Raw genomic sequence first — 941 nt, 5'->3', positions numbered from 1 at the left:
AGGGCGTCTGAAAAGTCGTGTCTACGTTCCTGCCAGTCGGTGCACGAGGAGGAACACGGTGGCGGCGTAGATGACGTTCTCCGAGGTGCTGATCAGGTACTCGTAGTCCTTGGACAGCCGCCGGTGGCGTCCCAGCCAGGCGAACGTCCTCTCGACCACCCACCGGCGCGAAACCACAGCTATCCGAGGCACTTCCCGCGGGGGACTGCCGGTCGGTACCCGGCTGCGGCGTAGCCCTCCGTCGCGGCGCACGACGATCTCGACGCTGATCCCGAGCACCTGACGTATCCAGTCCGCGAACTCTGCGCCCCGATAGCCCTGGTCGGCGAAGACATGCCGCAGCCGGCGCACACGTCGGCAAGCTCGCGACAGCAGCACCATCGCCGCGTCGCGGTCGTCGACGTTGGCCGGGCCGACGCAGGCAACCAGCACCAGACCGAGCGTGTCCACCAACAGATGTCGCTTGACGCCGGAGAGCTTCTTGGCGCCGTCGTAGCCGTGCAGACCGCCCCGCTCGGTGGCCTTCACGCTTTGGCTGTCCATCACGCCCGCGCTGGGAGCGGGGTTGCGGCCTTGGCGTCGGCGTTCTCGCCGACGCAGCTCGGTCACGATCCGTTCCCACCGTCCCTCGATCCGCCAGACCCGCCAATAGTGGTAGACGGTCTGCCAGGGCGGGAAATCGTGCGGCAGCAGCCGCCACGCGCAGCCGGCCCGCAGCCAGTAGGCGATGGCGTCGACGATCTCCCGGCGGTCGTGAATCGCCGGGCGGCCACCGGTTTTGGGGACGGGATCAGCGGCTCCAGCAGCATCCACTCATAGTCGGTCAGATCGGTCGGGTACCTGCGACGCCGAGAAGGCATGACACCCTCCTATTCGGTCTTCTGGTCTTCACCATCGCCTTCCCCGACTACCCACACCACGACTTTTCAGACGCCCTCTAG

General features: G+C 67.0%; 1 pseudogene. It reads right to left on the bottom strand.

The window, feature by feature from the left end:
• Positions 1 to 21 precede the first annotated feature (21 nt).
• Positions 22 to 860, bottom strand: a pseudogene (locus ON20_RS25780) (IS5 family transposase).
• Between the last annotated feature and the right edge of the window lie 81 nt (positions 861 to 941).

Origin of the sequence: Nocardia brevicatena NBRC 12119 (assembly GCF_000308495.1) — a bacterium.
Taxonomy (GTDB): domain Bacteria; phylum Actinomycetota; class Actinomycetes; order Mycobacteriales; family Mycobacteriaceae; genus Nocardia; species Nocardia brevicatena.
This window is presented reverse-complemented; position numbering and strand designations above follow the sequence as displayed.